Origin of the sequence: Roseovarius sp. BRH_c41 (genome assembly GCF_000961715.1) — a bacterium.
GTDB lineage: Bacteria > Pseudomonadota > Alphaproteobacteria > Rhodobacterales > Rhodobacteraceae > Roseovarius.
In genome coordinates, this window is record NZ_LADY01000053.1 from 22,430 (window position 1) to 41,935 (window position 19,506).

A 19,506-nucleotide genomic window follows, 5' to 3' on the forward strand; every position below is an offset into this window, starting at 1 on the left:
CCCAAAAAGAGGGAAGATGTCTTTGGATCGCAACACCGCATCTCTACAGCCTGTGGTCTGGTGTCTCTTGGGGCGCAAAGCGGGCGACAACACGCAAGTGCTGGCCTTGGCCGAGGCCTTGGGGTGGCCCTTTGAGCGCAAGACGATCCTGGCCCGGAGTTGGGAACTCCTGCCACATCTTCTGCTGGGATCCACTCTGCTTGGCATCGACCGGACCTCGTCTAGCCCGCTCACCCCGCCTTGGCCGGATTTGGTCATCAGCGCCGGGCGCCGCAACGAGCCGGTGGCACGCTGGATCAAGCACCAGTCGGGGGGCAAAACGCGGCTGGTGCATATTGGTCGCCCGTGGGCACCGCTGGCGTGTTACGATCTTATCGTCAGCACGCCGCAATATTTTCTGGACCCTTGCGCCAATGTTCTGATCAATCCGCTGCCGATGCACCAATTCACCCGGGCGACGGTGGACCGCGCCGCAGCAGAGGGAACCCCGCAGTTCGCGCATCTGCCACGCCCCTTTACAGCCGTTTTGATCGGCGGCGACAGCGGCCCGTTTGTCTTTACCCCGGACAAAGGGCGGCATCTGGCCGAGGGCGTGAACCGGCTGCTGCGTCAGACCGGCGGCACAGCACTGGTGAGCGGCAGCCCCCGCACCCCCCGCGCCGTGGCCGAGGCGGTCGTCGCCACCCTCGACGTGCCCGCTCAGACCTATTGGTGGCATGATCGTGACACCAAGGCTCCCAATCCCTATGCCACCTATCTCGGGCTCGCGGATCGGTTCGTCGTCACCGGCGAGAGCATGTCGATGCTGGCAGAGGCCGCAAGCCTCGACCGTCCGCTCTATCTTTTTGACCCCGGCGATCCGCAGGGGGGCTGGTGGTCGCATCCGCATAATTTGCGTCCCAAACCGCTGAGCCACGCGCTTGCGATGCGCTTTGCCCCGCGACGCATGCGCCGCGACATCTCGCGTATCCAAGCGGCTCTGGTCCGGGATAATCAAGCGCGATGGCTTTCCGAAGCCCCCGATCTCATCGCTCAAGGCGAGACATGGACAGAAAAAATGCGCTCCGACCTTTCGGGCGGAGCGCAGGATGCGGCGGTTAGAATTCGCGCGCTTTTCTCATAGGCGCAGCCCGAAGCCGCGCCAGACTTTTGCTCAGGCTGCCTTGGCCAGATCACCGGTGCTCAACGGATGCGCCGGGGCGGCGGGCAGGCTCGGCACACGCGCGATGACTTCGAGAGCGTCGTGGCGCACGTGGTTGTCTTCCATTTCCTTGCGCAGGAACTCTTCCGTCAGCTTGCCTTGCTCGACGCATTCCTTGACCAGACCCCAAAAGAAATTCTCCTGGTTCTTGTCGGGATGCACTTTGTAATTGCCCATCAGGCCGTATTCCCCGAAAATTTTGCGACGCAGGCGCAAAATCCAGGCGGCTGGCGGGAACAGACGGAACCGCTCTGCGGGGCGCCAATCCACCGGAAGGCCAGTCTTCCACGGCTGCGTCTTGCGGCGCGTGGTGTGCAGCATCTTGGTGTCGGTGGTGAATTTGTCGAAATCGTTCCACTCGTTTTCGATGAACTCCAGCGTCGTGGGGTCTTCGTTGCGCAGACCGATCCAACGGGAATAATCGTGGTCGCCGTCAAACATGGCGTTGAACTGCTCTTCGACCTTCCAATGCTTCAGCTTGGCACAATCCAGCAGCATCACCGAGCTGGCATAGGCCTTGTCGATGAGACCCTTGGTGCCAGAACGCATGCGCGCCATCACGGCCTTGCCCTTCATGTCGCGGCTCAGCAGGTCCCAGATATCGGCACAGGCAAAGACATCGGGGTCGATGACCACGGCGCGGCCGTCATAGCCCATCAACTCAGGCGGCATAAAGCGGGTCGGCGTAAAGGACTGAAGATCCTCATTCAGCCAGACACGCTTGACGCCGTCGCGCATGTATTCCTGACCTTCACGGGCCATGAAGAACGGGTAGTCACGGCTGTTGACGATATGCACGTCAAACTTGTCGTTGTTGGTGGAATAGCGGCGTAGCGCATGTTCTGCGACAATCGCGCCGACGATTTGCTTGTGGTTCGTCTGAATGAATACTGCGTGTTTCATGATAGGGGATCCGCAACCTCGGTTTTTTGTTCTGAGCGGCTCTATACATGACTTTTTCCAGAGACGCCATGTCCAGAAACACAATTAAAATTGTCATGTATTTGATCTGGATCATGGTTTGACCCTCTGGACCGACACCTTTGAAACATAGCTCGCGTCAATACGCGGGTTTTTGCTCATGAATGGCAGGTCTAGCGAAACACACCACGCCGATAGAGCTGGCGCATGAATCCCCAGATATAGATCAAAGGCCTGCGCCGGACCTTGTCGGGGATCTCGACCACCTGCCCGGAATGGCGTGAGAGCTTCCAGGCCAGATAATCCAGCCCGCCCTCAAAAGTGAAAAGCCCCTTGATCAACCGCGCGACCGACAGCGCCTTACCCTGCACCCGGCGCACCGCCCAGAGGAATGGGGCCAGACGGCGCGCCCGCCCCGATGCGTGGCTCTGATAGATCAGACTGCCGCCCCGGTCCTCCACGTGCAACACGTCCGCCAATCGCGGCTCCAACGCCAGCGTCATGGCCTCGAAGAAGGCGCGGCCATGTCCTGCCAGCTCCGCCGCACGCCCTTGCCGTTCCGCCCGCAATTCGGTGGCGTAGCTGAGCGCCAGAGCGCCTTGCCACAAGGCCTCCAGCGGTCCTTGCGGCGGCAAGGCCGGGATCGCCCGCCGCAAGAGGGTTTCCCCCGCGCGCAGGAACGCCGCATGCAGCCGTTGCTCTATCATTGCCGAGCGGCACCAGACCGGTTTGACCGGCTGCGCAAACCGTCCCCAGAGGTAGGATTGAAACCAGCCGGGACCGGTGCCGCGCTCAAACTGCCCAAGGCTGAGAACGGCATATTTGCAGCGTACGGTCTCAGTGCCCAAGGGGGTCTCAAGGTAATAGACATTGGGCGGCAACAGACGCCCTCCGAGCCTTAGCCAGAGGTTCGGTTCCGCCTTGGGCGTGGTCTCGACCAGCACATAGAAATCGACCAGCCCGTCCAGCAGATCGGTGCTGCGCAGACACGATCCATAGAGGATCACCGCCTGAAGACCATCGCCAAACCGGGTCTCCAATGCGACCATCAAGGCGCGCAGCGGCGCAGAGGTCTCCAGCGTCGGGCCATCCGGCGTCGGGTAATCGGCGGTGGGCTGTTGGCCTGTCATGGACCTGGCTTGATTTGCATGCGACATCTCATGTCTGGTTATACGTCCCCCGCGCGGCAGCAAACAAGCGTTGCCCTACCGAGGCCGCAAGAACCGGATTGGCCCTTCGGCGCGGATCACGAGCGGCACATCGGTCCCGGAAGTGGCGAAAAGCTCGCCATCAAGGTTCAGCTCGCCGTCAAAGCACAATTCGATCCGCTCGCCGCGAAAGCTCTCATAGCCGTTTTCTGCCGTCACATGCCGGTTGGGACGCCCGCGCAACACCGACGGAAAGGCGCGGGCAAACCGTCGCGCACCGCCCCGGATCGCCGTCAGACCAATGGGCGCCGCGTCCTTGGCCCAAAAGGGCCGAATGCCGAGGAAAAGCCGCCCCAGCGTGCTGGCCACAAGGATCAGCATCGGGGCTGTGTCGCGCGTGACATCCGCACCCGTCCCGCTCTGCACCGTCATGGCAACATGGGTGGGCTGATAGAACCGCGGGTCTTGGCGGATCAACCCCCAGACCGAGCGGATGAGGATAATCCCAAGGCTGATCTCACCGCCCAGCCCGCGCGAATGCACGTTCTTATGGGCAAACCGCGTGGCCTGCATGATCGCCCCGGTTCCCAGAAACATGCCGTGGCGGATATGGCCATCCGCCGCCCCCGTCACCCGCATGATGTGGCGCGTGCGAATGTCGCCTGACAGCGGCGCGCCGCGATCCAGCCAGCGAAAAAACCGCTTCAACGCCCGGCGGTGCGACGAGGCGGTGCCAATATCCCCTGCCGTCATATTCGCGGTGCCGCCGGGCAGGATGATGATCAGCGGCAGGCTGTCACGCGGCCAATGCGTCAGGATCATGCCCAAGGCAGCGGCAATCGTGCCGTCGCCACCGTTGATCACCACCACATCGGGCTGTGCTGCGGCCAGGTCCGGCACAAGCGCCTCGGCCTCTTGTGGAGAGCGGGTAACGTGATGCGCGACCTGCGGATAGGCCGCCAGCCGCGCCTCAATATCCACCTGCCATTTGCGGTTATTGCCGCTCGTTGGGTTGCTGATCATACAAATGCGGGTCGCGCCGCTGGTCTTGCTCATGTCAACGCCCCGACAAGAGCGGATCAATCCGCGCAAGGATGCGCGCCACATCGCCATCCGTTGCCGACAGGGCCGGATGGTCGCCGATGCCCGCGCTTGGCTCGCCCATCCATGAGGCCAAACCGCGATCAATCAGGATTTGATGAAAGCCGGGGAAATGCCGGGTCTGCTGTAGCAACCGCATGTGGTAAAGCCCGCGCGCGAGTGCAAGACGCAGCGCCTCGCCCGGCCCCTCGTTGCGGCGCGCCTGAAACATCCACGCCGCCGCCCGCCTGCGCAGATCATCAAGCTTGCCCAAGCCGCCATAGGGCAGGGCCACGATTTCCAACGCTTTGCCCAGACGCGCCACCTCGACCAGCATCGAAATGCTGTCGCCGGTCACTACAAACCGATCGGCAAGGGCAAGCAGGCCGGTATAGGGGTTTTCACTGTCCGGCTGGCTCCAGTCAAAGCGCTGCACCCCGTCGGACAGGCCCGCCGTTACGCGGTCCAGAAACCCCTTTGGCGTGCGCCGTGAGCCAACGATATAGGGCGTGCCGCCCTCGGCCAGCACCTGCGCCATGCGCGCGCGCAACCGCGCCTCCATCTCGGCATTATAGACAAAGGGGCTGGTCGGCCCGCCAATGAGAAACACCACCAAAGGACGGGGCAGGGTGTCCAGCCGCGCTTGCCACGCTTTGCGCCCGGCCTCTAGCCGCGCTTCACTGATCTTCATCAGCGGCAGATCAATCTGCATGACGTTGTCGAACGGCGCAGGCAGGGTCTCGGAACTCGTGACGATCAGATCGAACTGCGCCATCTGATGCGAGAACCAGCCCGCAGGCTTGCCCACCAGCACGATCCGCGCCCGCCCGCCCGATTGCTTCTTGATCCAGAGCGCCACATTGGCGGGGCGTCGGCCACGTGTCAGGATCAGATCGGGCCAGGGCGGCTCGATCGGATCACTCAGGCTCTGATCAATGTGATAGAGCGTCGGCCCCACGCGCGGCTTGCCGACCACGAATTGCGGCAACATCTCCAGATGCCGCAGGTCCGACACCCAGCCGCGGTCCCGGGCCAACGCCTCGGCGACAATCTCGACCTGAGCATTGTCACCGCGCTTGTCCCCCAGAACCCGCCAGATCCGGGGTGGTGTCTCGGACTGACTCATTCCGCCGGTTTGTCCGCTTTGGTCGTCACGCCATAGCGGTAAACCGGGTCCAGCCGCGCCTCGACCAGCGCGTCGATCACCGCCACCTGCGCATCGTCGAAATAGTCGCGATAGCCGCCCACCTTGGCGCGCCGGGTCTTGTAGCTGTCGGGATTGCTCTTGTCGCCAGGGGCGACGCGCGCGCCACTCAGGCGGAAACTGCTGTCGGCCTCTTTCTTCTTCATATTCTCGAAATCCGCATAATCCACCGCCTCTTGGATCACGGCGGCATCGGCGGGAATCTCCAGAAACTGCGCGACCTCGGTCAGCACCGTCTGGGGATTGGCGCGCATATCCTCATAGCGGATGAGACAGAGCGCGCGCATCTTGTCCATTTCCCGCGCCCAGATATTCATGAAGTCGATGATCTTGGGCAGGCCACCACCCTCATGCAGCACGAAATCATAGATCGAGGTGTCATCCCCATGGGCCGGATATTCGTTGAGCAGCTTTTTTTCAGAGGGCATACGAAACCGCCACTGAAAGAACTGTGACACCGCCACATCGCGCGGGTCGCGCATCATCAAGAGAACTTGTTTGTCGTAGAAATCCGCCTTGCTGTCGGTATGGCCAGTGAAATCGCCGATGTAATTGTCATGGGTAAAGAACAGCCGCGGCGCGCGTCGGTCCATGTTGTGAAAATTGTCGAACCCGATCAGAATATCCTCGGGCAGATCATAGACCTGTTGATAGAGCCGCGAGATCATCACCCGCAGCCATGTGCGCCCGCTCTTGCCAAAGGACACAACCACGGCATCGGCGCGTTGCAGGCTGGCGAATTGCTCGCGGCCGCGCATCTGGCGTTCAGCGCGGATGCGCTCGTCTTGACCCGCACCTTTCATATCCATCTTGAGCTTGAGCAGGCGCCGACTGGCCTTGCGCCAGACGACCTTGCTGGCCTCGGGAAAGGAGGCGCGCAGCAGGCGGAGAGTGTCACGCATGGGCTTGGGCCTTTTCTGCCGGTTTCACGCCGGGCGGTCGCAGTGTGACCGGTTTCGAGGGTCGCTTACTCATTCTACATCCGATTTGCCATATCAAAAGCGTGACTGCGTGAGCAGAGCCTTGCCCTGCACCAGATCGGCGATGGTCGGACCGAACAGGCGTTCGCCGCAGGGGCTGAAATGATCCACGTCCCAAAAGGTCAGGCAATCGCCCTGTAACAGCGTGTCTTGATCGAATGCGAGCGCCTCCAACAGCGAGACATAGCGATAGGCGCTCTGCCCCTCGGTCTCGGCCCTGAGCCGCCCCTCCAACGCCTCAAAATGCGCCAGCGCCACCGGGTTGAAGCGCAGCCGCTCGGGGCTGTAATTACCAGGGTTGCTCAGGTCCACCCGCGCCTCGGCAAAGGGGCCAAGCCAGAGCACATCAAGCCCCTTGGGCAAGCGCGCCAGATAGGCCGAGGTGAGGGTAATATTCTCGTCAGCAATCCGCGCCTCGGTGCCCGGCTCAAACGCCGCGTCAGTGTCACCTTCGTTGCGGTGATCGAGAATGTAATGCGAGCCGGAGACATGAAAAACCACCTGTGCCACGGCGTCGCGATGCGCCTCCAGAAACGGGATCGCCGCCTCATAAGAGCATTCGGGCTTGTATTTATAGGGTCTGCAGCCGCCGCGCGTGAGGGCCACAAGAAACGGGAACTGCTTGGTGCTGCGCAGGGCGTTATAGACATTCTCGGCATGAGAGTCCCCAAGGATGAAAATTCCCGGCCCATGCCGTGCGGCGCAGTCCTGCAACCGCGTGCCGAACTCATCCTTGATCTCTTCGTCGCGAAAGCGACAGCCGTCATCGGCCACGCGCGCGCGGGTGGCGGTCGGGCTAAACCGCTCATAATTGGCGCGCGTCACGGGATCGAGCCGGTTGGCAAGGTAATGCGCGCGAAACCCGTCGGTTTCCTGCCCCCAAAGGCCCAGACCGCCCAGCACCGCCATGCACACGGCCGCCGTGCCAAACAGGCGCAGGGGCGGCAGCGCGCGCATGCGCCGAAACGGTCGTTCAACATAGCGCCAACTTAGGCAGGCAAGGACAAAGGCGAGCGCACAGGCACTGAGCATGAGCCCAAGGTCGTCGCGCCCGGTTCCAATACGGGTAAAGACCAGCGCCGGCACATGCCAGAGATAGAGCGAATAGCTGACCAGCCCGACAAAGACGACCGGACGCCAGCCAAGCAGGCGGCCCGACAGACTCTGCCCCTTGGCACAGGCGATGACCAGAGCCGCGCCAACGCAGGGCAAGAGTGCCGCCAGCCCCGGAAATTTCGTTTCAGTGTCAAAGGTGAACACCGCCCAGAGAATGAGCGCCAAACCCAAAAGCGCGCCGTGACGCCACCGGCCGCTCTCGCGCAGGGCTGCCCCTTGCGGCGTGGCCAGCCAATAGGCGATGACAACGCCCACCATCAGCTCCCACAGACGCGCATAGAGCAGGAAAAACGCGCGCGCTTCATTGCCGCGCGCGATCTGCCATTGCGCAAGGGCAAGGCTGAGAAGCGCCACCGCGATGAAAATGCGGACCTGCCACTTTGACCCGGCACGCCATGTCAACAGCACCGCCATCGGAAAGATCAAGTAAAACTGCTCTTCGACCGACAGGCTCCAATTGTGCAAAAGCGGCTTGAATTCCGCCGCCGTCGCAAAATAGCCGCTGACCTCAAGGAAATAGACATTGGCGAAAAACACGGTCGAGGCCGCGATACTGCTGGAAAACTCGGCCATTGCCGATGGGTCGAGCAGCAGCCATGCGATCGGATAGCTGATCCCCATCATCGCAAAGAGCGCCGGAAAGATACGCCGGATGCGGCGGCCATAGAACCCGGCCAACGTAAAGTGGCCCGCCGCACGCTCGGCCAGGATGATCGAGGTGATCAGATAGCCCGAGATGACAAAGAACACATCCACGCCAACGAACCCGCCGGGAAACCACGGGCTGCCCGCGTGATAGAGCACCACCGGCAGAATCGCGACCGCGCGCAGACCATCAACTTCGGGTCTGTATTTCATTGAAACACCACTCATGATCCCTGCGCGTTCCCCGGCCAGCCGACCGGGTCACGCCATCCGTTCGACCGTTTGATACGCCTTCTTACGGTTCTTGGCGAAGCCGAACTTCTTCTTCCGCCCGGTTGCCGTCGAGGTGATGAGCCGGAACGACACATCCGTGTGCCGCATCGCAATGGCATGAAACAACCCGGCCCACCAATCCGGTGATTTGACCGTGCAATGCACATTCTGTCCGTTGGGCAGCACCTTGACCGCCGGGTAGCACGCGACATTGGCATAGAGAAACTTGCGCGCATAGCTGAACATCTCGTCCACGATCCACGGCACATCCGGTGTGGTGATATGCTCCAGAACATCGGTGCAGATCACGCCGTCATATTGGCTATCGGGCAGATCCTTGAACGGCTCATGCCCCGGATCGTAACAGCGGATGTCGCTGATCCCCCAATAGTCCTGAATGCTGCTGGCCGTGTCGCCATTCGACAGGGCGATGTTGCGCTGCTCATAGCCAGCACCTTTGCCTGCCCCATAGTCGAGAATACTGCGCGCGCCCGTCCGGTCGATCATCTCCTTGATGCCCGGCGTGTGCCGGATCAGCATCTTGCCCGGAAATGTATCCTTGCCAGATTTCTTGGCGATACTTTCGCCTTCGGTATGCAGCGTCTCGTACATGGCAACCATGTCGAGGTATTCAGGGCTGGGGTTGCCACGCGCATATGCCGTCATTGGGACTTCCGTTCTTGCAAAAATAGGGTCTGTTTACCGATTTGACGCCCTCATAGAGATTAAATGCGGACGTTTCGACATGAAAATCGCCCAAGGGGGCCTGAAAGCGGCAAAAGACCGCTATCGCCCGCGTCATCCGGTCAAATCCGGATGGTCCAGAGGCCATGGCCACGATGTGCCGCCACAGTGGCTGAGACCTGGAAATGCGCGTCAGAATCCACTCACGCCATTAGAGAAGACTTCTAGACAACTCTCCTTAAAGTAGTATTCTGATTTCCCAGAGTAATTCCTTCCGTTTCCCAAAAACTTTGCACGGTTCTTGCACGAGCATCTGAGACACAGGGCAAATTAACCAATAGACCTTTGTTTTTTCGAAATACTTTCCAAGTCTACGTCTGGACGGACTCCGATCAATGCTGCATATTGTTGACCAAACAGATGAGACGTCAAGGACCGAAATCTCCTCAGAGATGTTTGGCGCCAATCTCACGCTTACCACGGATGTATCCTTACGGCAGGACGTCCTTGACCGGTTTGGCGAGGCCGGAATCACCAATCTCAGGTATCCCGGCGGCACGATCACCGAAACCCATTTCGACATTTCGGATATCGCGGGCGGAAGCCATAACCGGATGGTCGGATCCTACGAGAACTCCGGCGATCTGGATTTGATCGCGTTTTCCGACTTCATGGACCTGGCCGCCTCACTTGGCACGAGCACGACGCTTGTCATTCCCACCTCGGTCGGGTTCACGCAATCGGCGGGCGAGGCGCTCTTGGCCGGGACCTACGGAACCCGCATTCTGTCCGCCGACTATCTCGCGGATGTGGCGGATTTCGTCGCCATGGCGGTACAAGAAGCCACGGCTATGGGCGTGACAATCGATGCCTTCGAAATCGGCAACGAATTCTGGGCATCGGGACGGATGGCGGCGCAGGAATACGGCAATCTGGCCGCTGCCGTATCCCAGACAATCGAAAACACCTTGCTTGATCTTGGCCTTCACCGCGCCGATCAACCGGATATCGTGGTTCAGACCCTCAGTTCGGCCGGTCTTTTTTCGCCCAATGGCGATGGGACCCTTTACGTCGATGCGACCACGGGATTCGTCTATGACCCACAGCAAATCGGTGGTGTGGGTATGCCTCCCGTCGATCAGCTCACACAGGTGGTTGTTCCCTCTCAGGGCACGGCCCGCTCACAGAACATCGCCATCCTCTCGGCCTTTGCTCAGGACACCACACCCGTCAAGGAGGGCAACGGGGCCCTTCTTTCCATTGACACATCCGAAGCCGCGAATGCCATCGACGGGGTGAGCGAACATTATTACCTCGACGGCGGGTTCGATGCCGCCGACACCCAAGAGCAATTCGGCTTCAGCCAAATGCAATTCTGGCGCGACACCCTCGTAGGACGGGATCAGACCCTGCCGGAGCTGGACTTTTACATCACCGAATGGAACGTGCGTCGAACCACTGAGGTTGACTACGGCAACAACCGTGGTCTCCAACAGGCCGCGTTGAATGTCGATATGTTCTACGAAATGGTGACACATGATGTCACTGTCGCGCACTTTTGGCCGTCCTTGTTCGATTTCAGCCGCTCGGTGACTTTGGTCTGTTTCTGTCGTGGCCATCTCACAACCGCAGGTGAGGCCTATTCCCAACTGACCCAGACGATCGGCATGACACCATCGTTGGACTTTCGGGACGCAGGCAATGTGTCGATCCACGGATTTGAGGCCGGCCCGCAAACCTTGTTCATCCTCTCGGAACGCAGCGGAACCGAAAACGCCCTGACGCTGGATTTCAGCGCCGTGCGTGATCCGGCGGATACCCTTTACCGGGTGTCTTGGTCCGAACTTTGGGACGGCGGGGCAGGTGGCCAGGATGAAGCGGCGGCCCAGGTCGTGATCGAGACAGACCTGATAGATCTCGTCAGTGCCCAAGATCTGGACGCTTTTCTGCTCACCATGCAGGCTTGGTCACTGGTCTATTTGAACGTCGAGGCTGTGACCGATGGCATCGCTGCCAGCATCGGCACCGCGCGCCGGGTCGTGTCGGTCGTCACAGGGGATGACGCTCTCAGCCTCGGAGACATACCCGGCGAAGAGACGCACCATACGCAAATTCTCACACCGCGTTTCATCCTCAACGGTGGGCAGGGCGATGATACCCTTCTTGGCGGCGCGGGCGATGATCTGCTTGACGGGGGCGCAGGCGATGACGTGATCTGGGGTGATCTCGGCGATGATGTGGCAGTTTTCGACACGATCACACGCGCCTCGGCCGCGTTCAGCCTCACGAGCGAAGGGCTAAGGGTCGTCTCCGCGCTTGGCACAGATGAACTGATCGGCGTGGAATGGATCGAGTTCTCCGACCAGAGGCTGCGCGTGGCTGATGTCATGGTGGAAATTCTGGACGACCCCGATGTTTTTGCCGTTGCCCTTGCTCAAGGCAGTACGCTCATCGGCACCGATCACAACGACACGCTGCTCGGTCAGGCGGGTGCAGACATGTTGTCGGGCGGCCTTGGGCACGACCATCTCGAGGGCGGCGGTGGCAATGATTCCATTGCAGCCTCGGACGGGGATGATCTGGTCGATGCGGGTCCGGGTAGAGATTTCATAGGCGGCGGTCCGGGCAACGATACGATCGACGGCGGTGAGGGCGACGATGTGATCGGCGCGGGCTTTGGCGACGACAGCGCTTTGGGCGGCAATGGCAATGACGTGGTTGCAGGTGGCGCCGGCAACGACATGCTTGCGGGCGGGGCTGGCAATGACAGCATCTCGGGCAGCTTTGGCAACGACCTGATCTTCGGCAACGGCGACGATGACGACATCGGCGGCGGCGCAGGTCGTGATACGATCAACGCGGGGGCAGGTCACGACAACGTGGGCGGCGGCGAGGGCGGTGACGACATCTTGGGCGGCGACGGCAATGATTTTCTGGCCGGGGGTGGCCGTGACGATCTGATCGACGGCGGCACCGGCGACGATACGATCAACGGCGGGGCTGGCAACGATCTTATGATGGGCGGCGCAGGCGCAGATCAATTCGTCTTCTCCGCCTTTTTCAACGGTGAGCGCGACGTGATCCCCGATTTCAAAGATGGCGTCGACCGCCTGTTCATCCGGATCGTCAATCCGGCAACGGGCGAGGCAAACATTAGCAACAACGGCAACGGAATTGCCGGGTTTGTCGAGGCTTTGGGTATCGTCGACACGGCGGCGGGCGCGGAAATGACCGTGAACGGCAACACGATCCTCGTTGAGGGGATCACGGCGGCGCAACTCACCTCGGACGATTTTCTCTTCCTCTGATCTCATGCGGATATGTTTGCGAGCCCGAAAAAGCACTACGCACCCGCGTCGCGCAGGGTGAGATCGTGCAAACTCGCCTTCAGACGCGGAGCCGCAAAATCGAGAAAGGCGCGGATCTTGGGCGCAACCAACCGCGTCTCGGGATAGACCAGATGCACCGGCTGCGGTGGCAGGGTATAGGCTTGCAACACCGGCACCAACCGGCCCGCGTGGATCAGATCGGCCACCATATAGGATAGCGCAATCGTAATGCCGTGCCCCAGCACAGCCGCTTCGATCGCCGTCGCGGCATCATTGATCTCAAAACGCGGATGCAGCGCCACGGACCCGACTTTCGAGCCGTTGACATAGCGCCACTCGCGATTTGGCATCAACCCGGTAAATCCCACCACCGCATGGTCCCGCAGGTCCGCCGGGGTCATCGGCACGCCGCGCGCCACAAGATACGCCGGACTCGCCACCAGAATCCTGTGAACGGTCCCGACCTTGCGGGCCATCAGGCCGGAATCCGGCAGCGGCCCGATACGCGCCGCGACATCGACCCCTTCCTCGACCAGATTGACCACCCGGTCGAGCAAAAGCACCGACACGGTCACACGCGGATACAGCGCCAGAAATTCGCAGACCAGCGGCGCCAGCGCCGCCCGCCCGAATGTGACCGAGGCCGTGACCGTCAGATGGCCCTGCGGCGTGGCGGCCTCTCCCAGCGCCTCGCGCTCCGCACTCTCCAGATCACTGACAACGCGCCGCGCCGATTCCAGAAACCGCCGACCGACGTCGGTGATCGTGACGCTGCGCGTGGTGCGATTGAACACCCTCGCACCCAGCCGATCCTCAAGTGCGGCTACGGCCCGTGTCACCGCAGGCGGCGACAGACGCAACCGCGTTGCGGCCCGCGCAAAACTGCCTGCCTCCGCCACGGCGATAAAGACTTCGATCTCATGCAAGCGGTTCATAAATTATTACTCCCAGAGAAATAAAGTATTCCACATTTCATCTATTCTTTCAAATGCCAATCTGCACCAAATTACCGCCATGCAATGCAGGATCGCATTGCCCCTCAGACAAAAGGACGCCGCAATATGGCCCGTGTATCCGTCATCGACCCGCAAACCGCCACCGGAGACGCCAAGGCGCTGCTAGACGCGGTGCACTCCGCGCTTGGCATGGTGCCCAATTTCATCCGGGTTCTCGCCAATTCCCCTGCGGCGCTTCAGGCCTTTCTCGGTCTGCATGGCATAGCCGGGGCAGGGGTGCTCGATCCCTTGACCCGCGAACGCATCGCTCTTGCCGTGGCCGAGCAGAACGGCTGTCAGTATTGCGTCTCCGCCCATACCGCGATTGGCCGCAAGGCAGGGCTGGATGCGGATGAGATGCTGGCCAACCGCGCAGGCCGCTCGGCGGATGCCAAGGCCGAGGCAGCGCTCACCTTCGCCCGCGCGCTCGTCGAACATTCCGGACAAGTCAGCCAAAGCGAATTCGCCGCCCTGCGCGCAGCGGAACATTCCGACGCCGAGATCATCGAGATCATCACCCATGTCGCGATGAACATCTTTACCAACCTCTTGGGCAAGGCCACGCAGGTCGAGATTGACTTTCCAACGGTTGCCTTGCGCACTGCCGCCTGAAACAGTCTTGTGGCGCGGCCCTCCGCCGCGTCACATCCCCCGATCGGAGAGCCCTATGACCCAAGACACCCGTCCGCCCCTTCCGCCTTTCACCCATGCCACCGCCACCCAAAAGGTCCGCATGGCCGAGGATGGCTGGAACAGCCGCGATCCCGAACGTGTTGCGCTGGCCTACACACCCGACAGCCGCTGGCGCAACCGCGCCGAATTCCCCGTGGGCCGGGACGAGATCAAGGTCTTTCTGACACGCAAGTGGACCCGCGAACTCGACTATCGCCTGATCAAGGAGCTTTGGGCCTTTGCCGACACGCGCATCGCCGTGCGCTTTGCCTATGAATGGCGCGACGATGCCGGCAACTGGTTTCGCAGCCATGGCAATGAGAATTGGGACTTCGACGAGGCAGGCCTCATGCGCCTCCGCTTTGCCAGCATCAATGATCAACCAATCCAAGAGAGCGCCCGCAAATTCCACTGGCCACAGGGACCACGCCCCGCCGATCACCCCGGCCTGTCCGATCTAGGCCTTTGACCTCAGAGGATGCCATGCCCCATCATTTCGCCGATATCGCCTTCACCCCATCGGTCATAAAACTGCAAGAGTTGCAAGGCAGCCGCACATCCTACGCGCGAATGCAGCATCAGCCCGATGCGGTGAACCAGCACCTGACCGAACACGAGGCCGGTTTCATCGCGGTGCGTGACTCATTCTACATGGCCACGGTCACCGAAACCGGCTGGCCCTATATCCAGCATCGCGGCGGCCCGCTTGGCTTTATGCGCGTGCTGGACAGCCGCACGCTGGGTTTTGCCGATTTTCGCGGCAATCGCCAATATATCAGCCTCGGCAACCTGAGCACGGACGATCGCGTGTCGATGTTTTTCATGGACTACCCTAACCGCACCCGGCTGAAACTCTTTGGCCGCGCCCGCGTCATCGACCCCGAGGATCAGGCAACACTCGCACAACTGGAAATGCCCGATTACCGCGCCCGGATCGAGCGGGGGTTTCTGATCACGGTCGAAGGCTTCGACTGGAACTGCCCGCAACATATCACCCCACGCCACAGCGCCGCTGAGGTGCAGGCGCTCACCACACCTCTTCTCGCCCGCATTGCTGACCTTGAAGAGGCCTTGATCACACGCCCCGCCTGACGGCCGCTTACCGCGCCGCCAGATCCTCGAGCAAGAGGGCATACATCTCTTCCGCGCGCCGGATTCGGCTGGATTTGAGCGTGCGGTTCTCTACCCGAATGAGGGCCTCCACCCCGATAAAGAACGGCAGCCACAGCCACCGCTCGATTTCGGTCAAGGCGAACACGTCGGCAAAGACCTCAAGACCCTCCGCATCCACCCCCAGATAGCGCCGCCCGGACGGGATCATGCCGCGTCGACCCATATGCACCAGAAACCGTGCAATATCCTTGCAGACGGGCATCCGCCCCGAGCCGCCAGTGTCAATCCCCGTCAGCCGGTCAGATCCCAGAATAAGGTTGTTCGGGTGATAGTCGCCATGGCTGATCGCCACCCGCCAATCTGCGCCCTCCAAGGCCCGCGTCATGCTGCGCAGATGCGTCAGAATCGCCGCCTCGATCCGCCGTAGCCGCGCAAAGGGCTGTGTGCCCGCTGCCCGCTCCACTCTGGCCAACCACCCGGTCGCATTGCCCTCCTGCCAGCTTTCGCTGACCTCCGTGTATTGGCGCAGCCACTCGGCGACGGGGCGCAGATGCTGCGCGCGCGCGCCGACATCTTGCTGCCACAGATGTTCCAGCAAGGGGTCGCCTTCGACCCGTTCGATCACCATCAACCCCGCATCGGGCAGGTGCAGGATCGGCTCTGCCACGCAATACCGCCCGGTCTGCATATGCGGCCAGATGCGTTGCAATTCGGCCCATTCCTTGGCCAACGCTTCGGAATATTTCGGCTCCACCAGCCGCGCCACCACCGCGCGCCCGTCCAAGCGCCCAGCAAGCACCGCGCGCTTCTCCGGCACGATCCGCAGCACCTCGGAAATATCGAGCCCCGCCACCTCGGGATGCGCCGTCACAAGGGCCCGCAGGCGCGCATCCACGCGGCCAAGCACATCAAGATCAGGCAGGGGGGCGGCAGGCTCTGACATGGCTCGACTGTCCCCCAGCCGCACCGGGGCGTCAACCGAATTGCACCCCTCGCCGCACAGCCCTATGATCGGTGCTGAATTCCCGCGCAGAAGGACGCAGCCATGACCGATACCCCCCCCTCCGAGATGACCTTTGAACAGGCAATGAAAGAGCTGGAGCAGGTCGTCGGGCGCCTCGAACGGGGCGATGTGGCGCTGGACGAGTCGATCACGCTCTATGAACGCGGCGCCAAACTCAAGAAACGCTGCGAGGAAAAACTGAAAGAAGCCGAGGAAAAAGTCGCCGCCATCACCCTCGACGCCGACGGCCAGCCCACCGGCACCAAGCCCGTCGACGGCCTCTGACGCAGATGCAGGCGCGACTTGCCGCCGAGGCCGAGGTCATCCAAACGCATCTGACCCGCGTTCTGGCCGCCTTTGGCACCGGCCCCGTGGCCGAGGGCATGCGCTACGCCACGCAAGGCGGCAAACGCATCCGGGGCTTTCTGGTGATGGAAAGCGCGCGGCTGCATGCGGTGCCTGAGACATCTGCGCTTTGGCCCGCCACCGCCATCGAGGCACTCCATGCCTATTCCCTCGTCCATGACGATCTGCCCGCCATGGACAATGACGCCCTGCGCCGGGGTCAGCCCACCGTGCATGTCAAATGGGACGAGGCGACCGCGATCCTCGTGGGCGACGCGCTGCAATCGCTGGCGTTTGAGCTGGTGGCGCATCCCGACTGCGGCCCGGCTGCGGTGCGCGCTGACCTCACACTGACCCTCGCCCGCGCCGCAGGCGGGCAGGGGATGGTGCTGGGTCAGGCGCTCGACATCGCCGCCGAGACCGCCACAACGCCGCTCAGCTTGGATGAGATCACCACCCTGCAGGCGGGCAAGACCGGCGCGCTCATTCTCTGGTCCGCCACAGCAGGCGCGCGCATGGCCATGGCCGACAGTGCCCCCCTCAGCACCTACGCCCGCGCGCTTGGCCTCGCCTTTCAGATTCAGGACGATGTGATCGACGTGACCGGCGATGCCGCCGCCGCAGGCAAGGCGGTGGGCAAGGATGCCGCGGCGGGCAAGGCCACCTTTGTCTCGCTGCTCGGTCTTGAGGGCGCCCGCACCCGCGCGACAAGCCTTGTTGAAGAGGCTTGCGACGCGCTATCTTGCTACGGGGCGCGCGCGGGTGCCTTGCGCGACCTTGCCCGCTTCGTTATCTCGCGCCAAAGCTAGAATGTGCTGAAATTTCCCCACGGAGGGGCATGATGTCCGACCGCCCGAAAACACCTTTGCTCGATCAGACAGCCAGCCCTGCGGATCTCAAACGGCTGTCCGATCCCCAACTGGTGCAACTGGCGCATGAATTGCGTTCGGAAACCATCTCGGCCGTGTCGGAAACCGGCGGGCATCTGGGCGCGGGCCTGGGCGTGGTCGAACTCACCGTCGCCCTGCACGCGGTGTTTGACGCCCCGCGGGACAAGATCATTTGGGATGTCTCGCACCAATGCTACCCGCACAAGATCCTGACCGGGCGGCGTGACCGTATCCGCACCCTGCGGCAAAAGGACGGGCTCTCGGGCTTCACCAAACGCTCGGAATCCCCCTACGATCCCTTTGGCGCGGCCCATAGCTCGACCTCGATCAGCGCCGCCTTGGGCTTTGCCGTGGCGCGTGATCTGGGCGGCAACTGCCCCTCGGGCCTTGGCGATTCCATCGCGGTGATCGGCGACGGGGCGATGTCGGCGGGCATGGCCTTTGAGGCGATGAACAACGCAGGCCATCTCAAGAAGCGCCTGATCGTCATCCTCAACGACAATGAGATGTCCATCGCACCGCCGGTGGGCGCGCTTTCCTCCTATCTCTCACGCCTCTACGCGGGTGAGCCGTTTCAGGATTTCAAGGCCGCCGCCAAGGGGGCGATTTCTCTTCTGCCGCCCCCCTTTCAAGAGGGCGCGCGCCGCGCCAAGGACATGCTCAAGGGGTTGACGGTCGGTGGCACGCTCTTTGAAGAACTTGGCTTCAGCTATCTCGGCCCCATCGACGGCCACGACCTGCACCAACTGCTCCCCGTCCTGCGCACCGTCAAGGCCCGCGCCAATGGTCCGATCCTGATTCACGTCCTGACCAAAAAGGGCAAGGGCTACGGACCCGCCGAGCGCGCCCGCGACGGCGGCCATGCCACCGCCAAATTCGACGTGCTCACCGGAGAACAGCGCAAATCGCCCTCCAATGCGCCCAGCTACACCTCCGTCTTTGCCAAGGCGCTGCTGGCTCACGCCGGTCAGGATGACAAAATCTGCGCCGTGACCGCCGCCATGCCCGATGGCACGGGCCTCAATCTCTTTGCCGAACGCTATCCGTCGCGGCTCTTTGATGTGGGCATCGCCGAACAGCACGCCGTGACCTTCTCGGCCGGTCTGGCGGCGGGGGGGATGAAACCCTTCTGCGCGCTCTACTCGACCTTTCTGCAACGTGGTTACGATCAGGTCGTTCATGATGTGGCGATTCAGCGCCTTCCGGTGCGGTTTGCCATCGACCGTGCCGGGCTTGTGGGCGCAGACGGTGCCACCCACGCGGGCGCGTTTGACACCGCCTTTCTCGCCAATCTGCCCGGTTTCGTGGTCATGGCCGCCGCCGATGAGGCAGAGCTTGTCCATATGGTCGCCACTGCAGTGGCGCATGACGAGGGGCCGATTGCCTTCCGCTATCCGCGCGGCGAGGGGATGGGTGTAACCATGCCCGAACGTGGCGAAGCGCTGGAAATCGGCAAGGGGCGCATCATTCAGACGGGCGCGCGCGTCGCCATCCTGTCCTTCGGCACCCGGCTCGCCGAGGTGCTCAAGGCGTCTGAATCCCTGCGCGCGCGCGGGATCACGCCGACCATCGCCGACGCCCGCTTTGCCAAACCACTTGATGAGAAACTGATTCTCGATCTCGTGCAGAACCACGAGGCGCTGATCACCATAGAAGAGGGTGCAATCGGCGGATTTGCAAGCCATGTCAGTCACTTCTTGGCCGAAGCTCAGGTGTTTGATCGCGGCTTCAAGTTCCGCTCCATGGTGCTGCCTGACACGTTCATAGATCAGGCCAGCGCTGAGGATATGTATGCCGTGGCGCGCCTCAACGCCTCTGATATCGAGGCGCGCGTTCTGGATGTGCTGGGCATCGCGCAGATTGCTGGCAAACGCGCCTGACCTTCCTATCTTTAAGGGGAAAGGAGA

At 61.9% G+C, this 19,506-nt stretch carries 17 protein-coding genes; 8 read left to right on the forward strand and 9 right to left on the reverse strand.

All coding sequences use genetic code 11. From position 1 onward, the window contains the following. Nucleotides 1-16: 16 nt before the first annotated feature. Nucleotides 17-1,123: an ELM1/GtrOC1 family putative glycosyltransferase gene (locus tag VR71_RS15335; protein WP_045685608.1), complete on the forward strand. Its 1,107-nt coding sequence runs from the start codon at nucleotides 17-19 to the stop codon at nucleotides 1,121-1,123. A gap of 30 nt (nucleotides 1,124-1,153) precedes the next feature. Here the strand turns inward: VR71_RS15335 and VR71_RS15340 are convergent, their stop codons facing one another. From VR71_RS15340 to VR71_RS15370, 7 genes are all read right to left on the reverse strand, one after another. Beyond that, nucleotides 1,154-2,104, reverse strand: a complete 951-nt coding sequence (locus tag VR71_RS15340) for a hypothetical protein (RefSeq protein ID WP_045685611.1) — start codon at nucleotides 2,102-2,104, stop codon at nucleotides 1,154-1,156. A 191-nt stretch (nucleotides 2,105-2,295) separates the two neighbouring features. Then, the gene (locus VR71_RS15345; RefSeq protein WP_045685613.1) at nucleotides 2,296-3,252 is read right to left on the reverse strand and encodes a hypothetical protein; all 957 of its coding nucleotides are present in this window, start codon (nucleotides 3,250-3,252) and stop codon (nucleotides 2,296-2,298) included. A gap of 75 nt (nucleotides 3,253-3,327) precedes the next feature. Beyond that, entirely contained in the window at nucleotides 3,328-4,326 is a 999-nt protein-coding gene (locus VR71_RS15350; RefSeq protein WP_045685616.1) for a diacylglycerol kinase family protein, read from the reverse strand. A gap of 1 nt (nucleotide 4,327) precedes the next feature. Next, a complete protein-coding gene (locus VR71_RS15355) occupies nucleotides 4,328-5,476 on the reverse strand; it encodes an ELM1/GtrOC1 family putative glycosyltransferase (RefSeq protein WP_045685619.1) in 1,149 nt (382 codons plus the stop codon). Then, nucleotides 5,473-6,456, reverse strand: coding sequence for a sulfotransferase domain-containing protein (locus VR71_RS15360; protein WP_009818843.1), 984 nt, complete (start codon nucleotides 6,454-6,456; stop codon nucleotides 5,473-5,475). Before VR71_RS15360 ends, VR71_RS15355 begins: the two co-directional genes overlap by 4 nt. A 93-nt stretch (nucleotides 6,457-6,549) precedes the next feature. Next, nucleotides 6,550-8,508: an acyltransferase family protein gene (locus VR71_RS15365; RefSeq protein ID WP_045685621.1), complete on the reverse strand. Its 1,959-nt coding sequence runs from the start codon at nucleotides 8,506-8,508 to the stop codon at nucleotides 6,550-6,552. A gap of 48 nt (nucleotides 8,509-8,556) precedes the next feature. Beyond that, a complete protein-coding gene (locus VR71_RS15370; RefSeq protein ID WP_045685624.1) occupies nucleotides 8,557-9,234 on the reverse strand; it encodes a class I SAM-dependent methyltransferase in 678 nt (225 codons plus the stop codon). Between the two features lie 413 nt (nucleotides 9,235-9,647). Between VR71_RS15370 and VR71_RS15375 the strand changes: the two genes are divergently transcribed. Further along, nucleotides 9,648-12,560 carry a calcium-binding protein gene (locus tag VR71_RS15375; protein WP_045685626.1) on the forward strand — a complete coding sequence of 971 codons (2,913 nt, stop codon included), beginning with the start codon at nucleotides 9,648-9,650 and terminating at the stop codon, nucleotides 12,558-12,560. Between the two features lie 35 nt (nucleotides 12,561-12,595). Here the strand turns inward: VR71_RS15375 and VR71_RS15380 are convergent, their stop codons facing one another. Beyond that, on the reverse strand, nucleotides 12,596-13,516 hold the full coding sequence (locus tag VR71_RS15380; protein ID WP_045685628.1) for a LysR substrate-binding domain-containing protein: 921 nt from the start codon (nucleotides 13,514-13,516) through the stop codon (nucleotides 12,596-12,598). A gap of 126 nt (nucleotides 13,517-13,642) precedes the next feature. Between VR71_RS15380 and VR71_RS15385 the strand changes: the two genes are divergently transcribed. From VR71_RS15385 to VR71_RS15395, 3 genes are read left to right on the forward strand one after another with little or no spacing between them, the layout of a single operon-like run. Beyond that, entirely contained in the window at nucleotides 13,643-14,188 is a 546-nt protein-coding gene (locus VR71_RS15385; protein WP_040651614.1) for a carboxymuconolactone decarboxylase family protein, read from the forward strand. Nucleotides 14,189-14,243: 55 nt separating this feature from the next. After that, nucleotides 14,244-14,717 carry a nuclear transport factor 2 family protein gene (locus VR71_RS15390; RefSeq protein ID WP_045685630.1) on the forward strand — a complete coding sequence of 158 codons (474 nt, stop codon included), beginning with the start codon at nucleotides 14,244-14,246 and terminating at the stop codon, nucleotides 14,715-14,717. A gap of 14 nt (nucleotides 14,718-14,731) precedes the next feature. After that, nucleotides 14,732-15,340, forward strand: a complete 609-nt coding sequence (locus VR71_RS15395) for a pyridoxamine 5'-phosphate oxidase family protein (protein ID WP_045685632.1) — start codon at nucleotides 14,732-14,734, stop codon at nucleotides 15,338-15,340. A 7-nt stretch (nucleotides 15,341-15,347) separates the two neighbouring features. Here VR71_RS15395 and VR71_RS15400 read toward each other — a convergent pair whose 3' ends face one another. Continuing rightward, nucleotides 15,348-16,304, reverse strand: a complete 957-nt coding sequence (locus VR71_RS15400; protein ID WP_009818851.1) for a phosphotransferase — start codon at nucleotides 16,302-16,304, stop codon at nucleotides 15,348-15,350. A gap of 102 nt (nucleotides 16,305-16,406) precedes the next feature. Between VR71_RS15400 and VR71_RS15405 the strand changes: the two genes are divergently transcribed. From VR71_RS15405 to dxs, 3 genes are read left to right on the forward strand one after another with little or no spacing between them, the layout of a single operon-like run. After that, on the forward strand, nucleotides 16,407-16,649 hold the full coding sequence (locus VR71_RS15405) for an exodeoxyribonuclease VII small subunit (RefSeq protein ID WP_045685634.1): 243 nt from the start codon (nucleotides 16,407-16,409) through the stop codon (nucleotides 16,647-16,649). A gap of 5 nt (nucleotides 16,650-16,654) precedes the next feature. Beyond that, complete coding sequence (locus tag VR71_RS15410; protein ID WP_045685635.1) at nucleotides 16,655-17,518, forward strand: polyprenyl synthetase family protein; 864 nt, start codon at nucleotides 16,655-16,657, stop codon at nucleotides 17,516-17,518. 32 nt (nucleotides 17,519-17,550) lie between these two features. Then, the gene (gene dxs / locus VR71_RS15415) at nucleotides 17,551-19,479 is read left to right on the forward strand and encodes a 1-deoxy-D-xylulose-5-phosphate synthase (protein WP_045685770.1); all 1,929 of its coding nucleotides are present in this window, start codon (nucleotides 17,551-17,553) and stop codon (nucleotides 19,477-19,479) included. The last annotated feature ends 27 nt before the right edge of the window (nucleotides 19,480-19,506 follow it).

Coding starts and splice junctions, on each gene's coding strand:
- VR71_RS15410 (WP_045685635.1), top strand. CDS start 16,655: ATGCAGGCGCGACTTGCCGCCGAGGCCGAGGTCATCCAAACGCATCTG.
- VR71_RS15370 (WP_045685624.1), bottom strand. CDS start 9,234: ATGACGGCATATGCGCGTGGCAACCCCAGCCCTGAATACCTCGACATG.
- VR71_RS15380 (WP_045685628.1), bottom strand. CDS start 13,516: ATGAACCGCTTGCATGAGATCGAAGTCTTTATCGCCGTGGCGGAGGCA.
- VR71_RS15405 (WP_045685634.1), top strand. CDS start 16,407: ATGACCGATACCCCCCCCTCCGAGATGACCTTTGAACAGGCAATGAAA.
- VR71_RS15335 (WP_045685608.1), top strand. CDS start 17: ATGTCTTTGGATCGCAACACCGCATCTCTACAGCCTGTGGTCTGGTGT.
- VR71_RS15390 (WP_045685630.1), top strand. CDS start 14,244: ATGACCCAAGACACCCGTCCGCCCCTTCCGCCTTTCACCCATGCCACC.
- VR71_RS15355 (WP_045685619.1), bottom strand. CDS start 5,476: ATGAGTCAGTCCGAGACACCACCCCGGATCTGGCGGGTTCTGGGGGAC.
- VR71_RS15400 (WP_009818851.1), bottom strand. CDS start 16,304: ATGTCAGAGCCTGCCGCCCCCCTGCCTGATCTTGATGTGCTTGGCCGC.
- VR71_RS15350 (WP_045685616.1), bottom strand. CDS start 4,326: ATGAGCAAGACCAGCGGCGCGACCCGCATTTGTATGATCAGCAACCCA.
- VR71_RS15360 (WP_009818843.1), bottom strand. CDS start 6,456: ATGCGTGACACTCTCCGCCTGCTGCGCGCCTCCTTTCCCGAGGCCAGC.
- dxs (WP_045685770.1), top strand. CDS start 17,551: ATGTCCGACCGCCCGAAAACACCTTTGCTCGATCAGACAGCCAGCCCT.
- VR71_RS15340 (WP_045685611.1), bottom strand. CDS start 2,104: ATGAAACACGCAGTATTCATTCAGACGAACCACAAGCAAATCGTCGGC.
- VR71_RS15395 (WP_045685632.1), top strand. CDS start 14,732: ATGCCCCATCATTTCGCCGATATCGCCTTCACCCCATCGGTCATAAAA.
- VR71_RS15375 (WP_045685626.1), top strand. CDS start 9,648: ATGCTGCATATTGTTGACCAAACAGATGAGACGTCAAGGACCGAAATC.
- VR71_RS15365 (WP_045685621.1), bottom strand. CDS start 8,508: ATGAAATACAGACCCGAAGTTGATGGTCTGCGCGCGGTCGCGATTCTG.
- VR71_RS15385 (WP_040651614.1), top strand. CDS start 13,643: ATGGCCCGTGTATCCGTCATCGACCCGCAAACCGCCACCGGAGACGCC.
- VR71_RS15345 (WP_045685613.1), bottom strand. CDS start 3,252: ATGACAGGCCAACAGCCCACCGCCGATTACCCGACGCCGGATGGCCCG.